This window comes from Clostridium sp. 1001270J_160509_D11, assembly GCF_015667935.1.
GTDB lineage: Bacteria > Bacillota > Clostridia > Peptostreptococcales > Peptostreptococcaceae > Intestinibacter.
The window spans coordinates 1-10,494 of sequence record NZ_JADPET010000104.1 but is presented as its reverse complement, the minus strand read 5'-3'; the positions used below and the strand labels follow the sequence as shown (position 1 = coordinate 10,494).

Here is a 10,494-nt window from a genome sequence, read left to right as displayed (position 1 = left end):
AATAAAGTCTTACAAATATAAACTTAAATAAATTATATAAATTATAAACTAAATAATTCATAAATAAGAAAAATATACATGGTATAATATATAAAGAGTTTAAGGATATTTGAATTTATACAAGGGGTGTACTTTTATGAAATTACAGAAGGTGTTTGGAAATACATACTTTGTAAAAGGCGGCACGAATACAGGTGTGTATTTATTTGAAAATAATGAAGCATTATTAATTGACCCAGGTCTTAATGGACTAAGACCTAAAAATATGATTAAGATGTTTGAAAATGAAAAAATAATACCAAAATATATAATAAATACCCATGAACATGAAGACCATGTTGCTGCTTGTGGGCAAATAAAACATTCATATCCAAAAGTGGAGATTATTGCTTCAGAAAATGCTAAGATTTTTATAGAGAGACCGGAATTATTTTCAGATTTTATATTAGGTGGAAAACACAATAAGTTTTTGACAGCAAAACTTTTTCATAGAAATGTAGAAAAAATATACGTAGATACAATAGTAGATGAAGGTACTTTAAATAAAAATAATACAAATTTCGAAATTATAAATTTAAAAGGGCATACTCTAGCAAGTATCGGAATACTGACAAAAGATGGTGTTTTATTTGCTGGAGATTTATTAGTTGGCGAAGAAGTATTAAATAAATATGATTTTTTATTTTTACAAGACGTAGAAGAATACTTAAAATCATTAGATAAGATCCAATCTTTAGATTTTAATTATCTAGTATTAGCTCATGGAAGAAAAGTTTTAGATAAAGACAGCACTATGCTTTTAATAAACAAGCATAGACAAGCTATATACAAATATTTAAATCAAATAAAAGAAAACCTTAAAGTACCTATGAATATAGATGCTTTACTTAAAAAAATTATAAAAGAAAATGAATTAACCTATAATTACAAAGAATATTATTTTTTTAGAACTTCATTAGTAACTTGTATAAGCTATTTAGCTGATTTAGATGAAATTGATTATACACTAGAAGACTCTGATTTGCTTTATTATACAAAAATAAAATAAATTATGGTAAAATAATGGTGATTGTTAATTTATTTGACGAAAGGTGAATAATATGAATTACGAAAAGTGGGATGAAATATTAGCTCCTTATCAACATGCAGTTGAAGAACTTAAGGTAAAATTTAAAAATATAAGAAAAGAATTTTTGACTAAGGGTGAATATTCTCCTATTGAATTTGTTACTGGGAGAACAAAAAAGATTTCTTCTATAATATCTAAAGCTAATAGATTAGATACTAATGATATAGAAGGTGAAATAGAAGATATTGCTGGTATAAGAATAATGTGCCAGTTTGTTGAAGATATATATACAATTGTTGAATTAATAAAAAATAGAACAGATATGACTGTTATAAATGAAAAAGATTATATAACTAATTTTAAAGAAAGTGGATATAGAAGCTATCATTTAATAATAAAATATCCTATAAATTCAATTGCTGGTTCTAAGGAGATACATTGTGAAATCCAAATAAGAACTTTAGCTATGAATTTCTGGGCAACTATAGAACACTCTTTAAAATACAAGTACGAGCACTACATACCAGAAAATGTAGCATTGAGACTTAGAAAAGCGGCAGATGCAGCATTTTTATTAGATGAAGAAATGAGTGAAATTCGAGAAGACATAATGAAAGCTCAAGTCATGTATCAAGCTAAATCTGTAACCCTAAAAGATGTATTAAAGAAAATACAAGAATTATATAATTTAGGGGAAATTAGTAGCGCTTTAAAATACCAAAGACGACTTGATAAAATAGATAGTGAAAGAGATATAGATGAAATAGTTGCTCTAAAAGAAGAAATAGATTATATTTTAGAAGACTTTAAAACACACAGAATAGATAAATAATTTTACGCTGTCTTAAATTTTGAGGCAGCTTTTAAATTATTATGTATATAAAATAATAATATTTCAAAAATATTAATAGTAATTAGGTTATCGTAAAATAAGATATTTGCGAGAGGAGATGAATTTATGGGATTATATGCAATAGGTGACTTACATTTTTCAACGGAAAATCCTAAACCTATGAATATATTCGGTGATAATTGGGACAATCATGAGAAAAAGATAGCCGATAACTGGAATGAAACAGTAGAAGATGGTGATACGGTATTAGTTCTTGGAGATACTTCATGGGCTATGAATTTAAACGAGGCAAAGGCAGACTTAGATATAATTGAGTCACTTCCAGGTAAGAAGATTTTTATAAAAGGAAACCATGATTATTGGTGGTCATCTCTTTCAAAAATAAATGCTGCATATCAAAGTGAAGATATGAATTTTATCCAAAATGGATATTTTACATACGGTGATTATGCGATATGTGGAAGTAGAGGATGGCTTTGTCCTAATGAAGTAAAATTTGATAGTAATGATATGAAAATATATAAAAGAGAAGTATTGAGACTGGAGATGTCGATACAATCTGCAATCCAAAGTGGGTATACTAACTTAATTGTTATAACTCATTACCCACCTACAAATGACCAACTAGAAGAGTCGGAGTTTACAAAATTATATGAGAAATATAATGTAAAAAAAGTAATCTATGGTCATTTACATGGAAAGGACTCATTTTCAATGGGGCTTAAAGGCGTTAGAAACGGTATAGAATACGTTCTTGCATCAAGCGATTATCTTGATTTTAAATTAATTAAAGTGCTTGATTAAAAATATATTGAGAAAATATGTTTTTCTAACAAAGAATTTCTTATTTATTGATTAATATTTATAAAAAATGTAAATACTAAAAATACATTACAATGAGTATTTAGTTTGAGTGCGGAAAAGGAGATTGTGCTTATGAGATGGATATTAGTATTTATATTTTTTTATTTGATACCTTTAATAGTTTTATTTAAAAATTACAAGAAGTTTAGTCGAGCATGTATTTACGCATGTACATATGTAGTATTGGCAACAACAATAGTAATAAGCAACATGTATATTAGCGGAATAAAACAAATAGAAAACAGCGAAAACCATTCAATGGTAATGAACTACAGAGATATATACACATCTAACTTAGATGTAAACCATGTAGAAGAAGATTTATCTACAATAAAACAATACAAAAAAGACATTAGATCTATAGAAGATATTGCACTAAACCCAATAAAAGAATGTGTAGCTTATGCAACTGATATAAAAACATCTTTAAATGATATAGATAAAGTTAAAGACGATATAGAAAAAGCTAAATATATGTGTGATAGAGTAGTCGAAATATACGACGATATGGATACACCAGAATTATCACAACAAGAATACACAGAAGTATTAAATGAATGTACTGAATGCATGAAAGATGCTTATAAATTAAAATACAAAGCAGTAGAAGAAACATATAATGTCGTAAACAATAAAGATATAACTTCTATTTCAAATATAAAAAAATATATAAAGCAATCAGATGAAAAAATAAATCAATATAAAAAGAAAATTAATGAACTAGAAGAATCAATTAAAAATGAATAAAATACAATCAAAAATAAGATAGAAATTAGAAAGTAAATACACTATTTCTATCTTATTTTTTTGTGCAGAAATAGTGATTATATGTTAAAATTGCAATAAGATATAGCTATACGTACCTTTTTGAATTATACTAGAGTATATGGTATAATGAATTCTTAAAAACAGGAGAAAGACTATGAAAAATTTAAATATATGTATTGATATTGATGGAACTATTACAAGTCCATATCATTATCTACCGTATCTAAATAGTATATATAAGAGGGATTTGACTGAAGAAGATTATACAACAGTATATTGGGCTGAGTTATATGGAGATACTTTTGAAGGTATGTTAGATAAACTTCATTCAAATTATTTAAATTCATATTCCGAAGCACATGTTGTTGAAGGAGCTAAAGAAGTTGTTGGTGAATTATATAAAGAAAACAATTTATTCTTTGTAACAGCAAGGAATTCCACTTTAGAAGAAATTACTATGGACTGGCTTAAAAAGCAAGAATTATCATATGTGCCTCTTTATTTACTTGGAACAGATAGAAAACTTAACAAAGCGAAAGAGCTAGAATGTGATATTTTTATAGAAGACCACCCAATGAACGCCTTACACTTGGCAGAGGGGGGAATAAAAGTAATATTAATTGATTGTAATTATAATAAAGATATAGATCATAAAAACATAATTAGAGTTTCTTCTTGGAAAGAAATTAAAAATGTTATTGATAAACTATAATTAAGTTGGCTTGCTGAGAGGAGGCGAAGTTTAATGATAGAATTAAAATTAAAAAATAGAAAAGGGAATTTTCATGTAAATAGTAAAGAGGTTAAAGATATTCTTGATGCACGCCAAGATATTGGTTATTTACAAGACATATCTAATTCAATAAATCAAGATAATATCATGGTGTTTGACTGTGAATTATCAGAGAGAGTATTTTCAAAAGAAGAAATACTAGAGGCTATTGAAGAACTAGGAGAATCAGTTGACGAATCATTTTTTGAAATAATATTTGATGATGTAAGACGTTTCTTAAAAGATACTACAGACGAGATAGAAGAGGAGCTTCAAGATATTTATTGTATGGACAATATAAAATGTTATTTTGAGGTTTATAATATAAACGAAGAATTTACTGATTTTAAATTTGTATTTTTAGTAAGTTTTGAAGATATTAAAATCGCCTCTTTAAAAAACCTTGCGAAAATTGTTTCTAAAAGACAATTAGTAGGTGCATCTAAATTCTATAGTTAAAGACATTTAAGTTAAATAAATAGAAATATTTTACGAATCTTCGGTTGTTATTGATTTTGTACTTGTACAAGATTATTATTAACCAAAGGTTCGTTTTTTTAATTTTAAGCAACGGACGAAGTAGTTGGCGCCATGAGCGAAGCGAATTTTAAGCAACGGACGAAGTTGTTGGCGCATAAACTAAGTACATTTTTATTTATACAAATAAGAAAAAGGATTGAAGAGATTATCTCCAATCCTTATATAATCGTTAATATTTTTAACTGTTTAGAATTAAGCTTGTCCTATAGAACCGAATAATTCCATTTTTTCTTTAACACAAGCTTTGATAGCTTCAAATCCTGGAGCTAATACTTTACGAGGATCATAACCTTTACCTTGTTGGTCTTTACCTTCTTCGATGTATTTACGAGTTGCTTCAGCAAATACTAATTGGCACTCAGTATTAACATTTATTTTAGCAACACCTAAAGATATAGCTTCTTTTATCATTTCATCTGGTATACCACTACCACCGTGTAATACTAATGGCATATCTCCAGTAGCTTCATTGATTTTTCCTAAAACTTCAAAGTTTAATCCAGCCCAATTTTCTGGATATTTACCGTGTATATTACCTATACCAGCAGCTAAGAAGTCTATTCCTAAATCAGCTATTCTCTTACATTCAGCAGGGTCAGCAACTTCACCAGCACCTACAACACCGTCTTCTTCTCCACCTATAGAACCAACTTCTGCTTCAACAGATATTCCTTTAGAGTGAGCTAGGGCAACTATTTCTTTAGTTTTTTCTATATTTTCTTCTATTCCATAGTGAGAACCATCGAACATTACTGAAGAGAATCCAGCAGCTATAGTTTCTTTTGCACCTTCAAAAGAACCGTGGTCTAAGTGAAGAGCAACTGGAACAGTTATGTTTAATTCTTCTAACATACCTTCAACCATTCCAACTATAGTTTTATATCCACACATATATTTTCCTGCACCTTCAGATACACCTAATATAACTGGTGAATTATTTTCTTGTGCAGTTAATAATATAGCTTTTGTCCATTCTAAGTTGTTTATATTAAATTGACCTACTGCATATTTTCCTTTTTTTGCTTTTACTAACATTTCTTTAGCAGAAACTAACATCTTATACCTCCATAAATTCAAAAATAGTTAAAAATTTACAAGACTTACCCATCAATAATATTATATACTTAAAAGGTGAAAACGTATAGACATAAATTGATAAAATTTTAATAACAAATAGATACTAGATATACATATAATATACGTTTTTGAGATAAAATTATCAAAAAAGCTATACTTAATAAAGATTAAATAGATATATTATATATAAAATGAAGGAGGAAAAGCATTGTCTAAGAAACAAAGAATTGATAAAGTACTGTCTAATTTAGGCTATGGAAGTAGAAGTGAATTAAAGAAAATTTGTAAAAATGGGTTAGTAAAAGTAAATGGAAAAGTTATAAATAATCCAGGAGTACAAGTAGATGTGGAAAATGATGAAATAATATTTGATGGTGAAAAAGTAACATATAAAGAATTTATATATTTAATGTTAAATAAACCAGATGGATATATTTCTGCAACATTTGATAAAAGGGATCCAATAGTACTAGATTTAATTGATAAAGAAGATTTAGTATTTGAACCATTCCCAGTTGGAAGGTTAGATAAAGATACGGAAGGGCTTTTAGTTTTAACAAATGATGGTCAGTTAGCTCATAGAGTGTTATCACCTAAAAAGCACGTACCAAAAACTTATTATGCAAAAATTGAAGGTGTTGTAACTGAAGATGATATTAAAGCCTTTGCTAAAGGGGTTACTTTAGATGATGGATACGAAACTATGCCAGCAGAGCTTGTAATACTGAAAAGTGACGAAATTTCAGAAATAGAGCTTACTATTCATGAAGGCAAATTCCATCAAGTAAAAAGAATGTTCGAAAGTGTAGATAAAAAAGTAATATACTTAAAGAGATTATCTATGGGTAAACTACAACTAGACAAAAATTTAGCACTTGGAGAATATCGTGAACTAACTGATGAAGAGATAAAAATGATAGAAGAAAGAGACTAAATTTAATCTTAAATTCAAATATAGCAAATTTACATAATAAAGGTTTTGATATAAAGGCAAAAATCTAATATAATTAGTAAGTATGATTTAAAAAGGCAATAATTATATAGATTAATAAAGACTATATATTCAAAATAAATGTTTATATTGAAAATTAAGATATTGACGGAGGATAATTTAGTGAAAAGAAGAGAAATTATTGAATTTGAAGTAGGCAAAATGGAGTTTGGTGGAACTTCTTCTACTATAATAGGAAAAAGAAATGTTCAAATGAAGGGCGGAATAACTGGTCAAAAAGTAAAAGCATCAGTAAAAAAAGCTAATAGCCAAAAAGCAGATGTTAAATTATTAGAAGTACTAGAAAAATCTCCACTAGAAACAGAACAAGCATGTAAACACTTTGGACAATGTGGAGGATGTACAATATTATCACTTCCATATGAAAAACAATTAGAAATTAAAAAACAACAAATACTAGACTTATTTGAAAGTCATGATATAAAAGGATTTGAGTTCTTAGGAATAGAATCAAGTCCAAACAATACTTGCTACAGAAATAAAATGGAGTTCACTTTCGGGAACGAAATGAAAGATGGACCATTAACTATAGGTATGCACAAAAAAGGTAGACATATAGATATAGTTACTGTTGATGGATGTATGTTAATAGACCAAGATTTCATAAAAATATTAACAGCTACAGAAGAATTCTTCAGAGCGGAAGGTTTACCATACTACAGAGGAAACGACCACAAAGGTTACTTAAGACACTTAGTTGTTAGAAAAGGTATCAAAACTAATGAAATGATGGTTATGATAGTAACAAGTACTCAATTAGATTACGATATGGATAAGTACAAAGATATGTTACTAGGATTAGATTTAGATGCGGATTTAGCAAGTGTACTACACTGCTTAAACGACAACTTAGCAGATGCGGTTAAATGTGATGAACTTAGAGTTTTACACGGAAGAGATCATATATACGAAGAATTATTAGGTCTTAGATTTAAAATATCTCCATTCTCATTCTTCCAAACTAACACATTAGGAGCTGAGAAATTATACTCTATGGCTAGAGAGTTTGTTGGAGACTATAAAGATAAAGTTCTTTACGATTTATACAGTGGAACAGGAACTATAGGACAAGTTTTATCTCAAAAAGCTAGAAAAGTTTACGGAATAGAAATAGTAGAAGAGGCAGTTGAAGCTGCAAACGAAAATGCTAAATTAAACGGATTAACTCACTGCGAATTTATTGCAGGTGACGTTGCTAAAACAGTAAACAGCTTAAAAGAAAGACCTGACATCATAATAGTTGACCCACCAAGACCAGGTATACACAAAGATGCTGTTAGAGATATATCTAAATTTAATGCAGAAGAAATAATCTATATATCATGTAACCCAAAAACTTTAGTAGTTGACTTACAAGGATTTGAAAGTTACGGATATGAAGTTAAAAAAGTTAGATGTATGGATATGTTCCCAAATACACCACACTGCGAAACTGTAGTATTATTACAAAGAAAAGACAAATAGGAATATTTTATAGAACATAGGGATGCTTGAAATAAGTGTCCCTATTTTTTTGAATAAATTTATTGTATATTAAATTAAAAAAATATAATTAAAATTTAAATATAAACTGTGACCAACATAATTTTTTGTTGTCTTATTATATGAAAGGAGGAAAAAACTTGGAAGACCATAATATTGTAGATCTATATTGGTTTAGAGATGAAAATGCTATATCTGAGACTGATAAAAAGTATGGGAGCTATTGTAGCACAATAGCAAACAATATTCTATATAACCTTGAAGATTCAAAAGAATGCGTAAATGATACATATTTAAAAACATGGAATTCAATTCCACCGACAAGACCGAAAATTTTAAAAGCATTTCTAGGTAAAATTACAAGAAATTTAGCTTTAAATATTTATAAAAGCAAGAATTGTCAAAAACGCAAGGGAGAAGTGCCACTAGTTCTGGATGAATTAAAAGAATGTATACCTAGTCAAAATGATATTGATACAGAAATGGAAGAAAAATATCTAACAAAATATATAAATGAATTTTTAAAATCTTTGCCAAGGGAAAAAAGGATAATAATAGTTCAGCGATATTGGTATTTATATTCTATAAAAGATATTGCTGAAAAAAATAATTTAAGCCAAAGTAATGTGAAAATGACATTATCAAGGTTTAGAACAAAATTGAAAGAGTTTTTAGAAGAAAGAGGTCAATATATATGATTGATGAAAATAAATTTCTGGATGCATTTGGAGATATAGATGACGAGTTTTTACTTGAGGAGTATGATAACTATAATAAGTCAAAAAAAATTATAAGGTTTGAAAAATACTTGAACAAAGCACAAAATATAGCACAAAAAAATCATAAAAAATTTATAAGTATTGCTTCAGTTTCAATAATTGCTATAGCTATAGGTGTAGTATTTTTCAATCAAAAAATAAATACTCTAGATAATATAGTATTAAAAGAAGATGGAAATGAATTTATGAATGATGAAAATAATAAAGTATCAGGTTTTGATTCAAAAAAAAATCTATTAAAGGAAGTAAGTTCAATCAAAAAAATGGAATCAGATTTAGGATTTACTGTTCCGGTTTTAGATAAAGAAGTTGATAAGTATTTTGTTATTGGAGAAAAAAATAGAGATAAACAGGGACGAATAATATACAAAGATGGTACTGAATTTGATATAGCAAAAGGAGATAAAGATATAATCGAAATTCCTGATGGAAAATTTTTAAAAACAGAAACAATCCAAGGAGTAAATATTTCATACTACAGTGCAGATAGTATAAATTACGTAATTTGGAGCAATAAAGGATATTCTTATTCATACCAAAATATATATGGAAAAATAGACAAAGCAGAACTTAATAAATTGATTAAATTAACAAATAATTAATTGATAGTGAAAAAAAGTGGGATTTAGGAGGTAAAATATGAAAAATAAAATAAAAATATTAGGATTAAGTGCATTTATAGCAACAGGTATGGTTCCACTTGGGTCTACACAAATATTTGCTAATGAAATAAACCCAACTCAAGTTGAAGAACGAAATTTAGATATAGAGGAAGATTATGATATAGATGATAATCTAGAAGATGTAGATGAAAATGAAGATATAGACGATAGTGAAATAATACCAATAAATGATTATGTTGAAGATGATCAATCAGATAATAATCAAAAAGATCAAGATAATTCAGAAGATATAAATGAAAATAAAGATAGAGATTCTAATGGAGAACAAGATTCAGAGGATAATAACGAAGATGAATTATTAATAGGGCAACCAAAAAGTAATGATACTCCAAAAACTTCTGACGCAGGGGTTGGAGGATATATAGGAGTTATCATAGCATCTATAGGTGGTTTATTTGCAGTAATTAGAAAAATGATATAAGTTAAATTTAGATTACCTATGTTCAAAGTTGATTTAAATAAATTATAAAAATATTTGACTGTTACATATTAAAATTTGTAACGGTCTTTTTTTATAAGATAGATTGTCAATATAAGTGCAACATTTTATGTTTATGTTGCAGCGAAGACCTCTGCAGGTGTTTTATATCCAAGA

General features: G+C 27.7%; 12 protein-coding genes. 11 read left to right on the top strand and 1 reads right to left on the bottom strand.

Annotation, left to right across the window (positions count from 1 at the left end; translation table 11 throughout):
• Positions 1 to 136 precede the first annotated feature (136 nt).
• From I4U58_RS09870 to I4U58_RS09845, 6 genes are all read left to right on the top strand, one after another.
• Positions 137 to 1,048, top strand: coding sequence for an MBL fold metallo-hydrolase (locus tag I4U58_RS09870; protein ID WP_195931136.1), 912 nt, complete (start codon positions 137 to 139; stop codon positions 1,046 to 1,048).
• Between the two features lie 52 nt (positions 1,049 to 1,100).
• Complete coding sequence (locus I4U58_RS09865) at positions 1,101 to 1,901, top strand: GTP pyrophosphokinase family protein (protein WP_195931135.1); 801 nt, start codon at positions 1,101 to 1,103, stop codon at positions 1,899 to 1,901.
• Positions 1,902 to 2,027: 126 nt separating this feature from the next.
• Positions 2,028 to 2,726, top strand: a complete 699-nt coding sequence (locus I4U58_RS09860; protein ID WP_195931134.1) for a metallophosphoesterase — start codon at positions 2,028 to 2,030, stop codon at positions 2,724 to 2,726.
• Positions 2,727 to 2,858: 132 nt separating this feature from the next.
• Complete coding sequence (locus I4U58_RS09855) at positions 2,859 to 3,533, top strand: hypothetical protein (RefSeq protein WP_195931133.1); 675 nt, start codon at positions 2,859 to 2,861, stop codon at positions 3,531 to 3,533.
• A gap of 175 nt (positions 3,534 to 3,708) precedes the next feature.
• Positions 3,709 to 4,266 (top strand): hydrolase, encoded by a 558-nt coding sequence (locus I4U58_RS09850; RefSeq protein ID WP_195931132.1) that lies wholly within the window; start codon positions 3,709 to 3,711, stop codon positions 4,264 to 4,266.
• 33 nt (positions 4,267 to 4,299) lie between these two features.
• Positions 4,300 to 4,785 (top strand): hypothetical protein, encoded by a 486-nt coding sequence (locus I4U58_RS09845; protein ID WP_195931131.1) that lies wholly within the window; start codon positions 4,300 to 4,302, stop codon positions 4,783 to 4,785.
• A gap of 273 nt (positions 4,786 to 5,058) precedes the next feature.
• Here I4U58_RS09845 and fba read toward each other — a convergent pair whose 3' ends face one another.
• The gene (gene fba / locus I4U58_RS09840; RefSeq protein WP_195931130.1) at positions 5,059 to 5,922 is read right to left on the bottom strand and encodes a class II fructose-1,6-bisphosphate aldolase; all 864 of its coding nucleotides are present in this window, start codon (positions 5,920 to 5,922) and stop codon (positions 5,059 to 5,061) included.
• A 229-nt stretch (positions 5,923 to 6,151) separates the two neighbouring features.
• Here fba and I4U58_RS09835 point away from each other — a divergent pair, with 229 nt between their 5' ends.
• From I4U58_RS09835 to I4U58_RS09815, 5 genes are all read left to right on the top strand, one after another.
• A complete protein-coding gene (locus I4U58_RS09835) occupies positions 6,152 to 6,877 on the top strand; it encodes a pseudouridine synthase (protein ID WP_195931129.1) in 726 nt (241 codons plus the stop codon).
• Positions 6,878 to 7,057: 180 nt separating this feature from the next.
• On the top strand, positions 7,058 to 8,419 hold the full coding sequence (gene rlmD, locus I4U58_RS09830; protein ID WP_195931128.1) for a 23S rRNA (uracil(1939)-C(5))-methyltransferase RlmD: 1,362 nt from the start codon (positions 7,058 to 7,060) through the stop codon (positions 8,417 to 8,419).
• Positions 8,420 to 8,577: 158 nt separating this feature from the next.
• Positions 8,578 to 9,135: an RNA polymerase sigma factor gene (locus I4U58_RS09825; RefSeq protein ID WP_243269603.1), complete on the top strand. Its 558-nt coding sequence runs from the start codon at positions 8,578 to 8,580 to the stop codon at positions 9,133 to 9,135.
• Positions 9,132 to 9,818, top strand: a complete 687-nt coding sequence (locus I4U58_RS09820; RefSeq protein WP_195931126.1) for a hypothetical protein — start codon at positions 9,132 to 9,134, stop codon at positions 9,816 to 9,818. Before I4U58_RS09825 ends, I4U58_RS09820 begins: the two co-directional genes overlap by 4 nt.
• 37 nt (positions 9,819 to 9,855) lie before the next feature.
• On the top strand, positions 9,856 to 10,320 hold the full coding sequence (locus I4U58_RS09815; protein WP_195931125.1) for a hypothetical protein: 465 nt from the start codon (positions 9,856 to 9,858) through the stop codon (positions 10,318 to 10,320).
• Positions 10,321 to 10,494 lie beyond the last annotated feature (174 nt).

What these genes read in the sequence shown, in the direction of transcription:
- I4U58_RS09870 (WP_195931136.1), top strand. Translation starts at nt 137, where the DNA reads ATGAAATTACAGAAGGTGTTTGGAAATACATACTTTGTAAAAGGCGGC.
- I4U58_RS09865 (WP_195931135.1), top strand. Translation starts at nt 1,101, where the DNA reads ATGAATTACGAAAAGTGGGATGAAATATTAGCTCCTTATCAACATGCA.
- I4U58_RS09860 (WP_195931134.1), top strand. Translation starts at nt 2,028, where the DNA reads ATGGGATTATATGCAATAGGTGACTTACATTTTTCAACGGAAAATCCT.
- I4U58_RS09855 (WP_195931133.1), top strand. Translation starts at nt 2,859, where the DNA reads ATGAGATGGATATTAGTATTTATATTTTTTTATTTGATACCTTTAATA.
- I4U58_RS09850 (WP_195931132.1), top strand. Translation starts at nt 3,709, where the DNA reads ATGAAAAATTTAAATATATGTATTGATATTGATGGAACTATTACAAGT.
- I4U58_RS09845 (WP_195931131.1), top strand. Translation starts at nt 4,300, where the DNA reads ATGATAGAATTAAAATTAAAAAATAGAAAAGGGAATTTTCATGTAAAT.
- fba (WP_195931130.1), bottom strand. Translation starts at nt 5,922, where the DNA reads ATGTTAGTTTCTGCTAAAGAAATGTTAGTAAAAGCAAAAAAAGGAAAA.
- I4U58_RS09820 (WP_195931126.1), top strand. Translation starts at nt 9,132, where the DNA reads ATGATTGATGAAAATAAATTTCTGGATGCATTTGGAGATATAGATGAC.
- I4U58_RS09815 (WP_195931125.1), top strand. Translation starts at nt 9,856, where the DNA reads ATGAAAAATAAAATAAAAATATTAGGATTAAGTGCATTTATAGCAACA.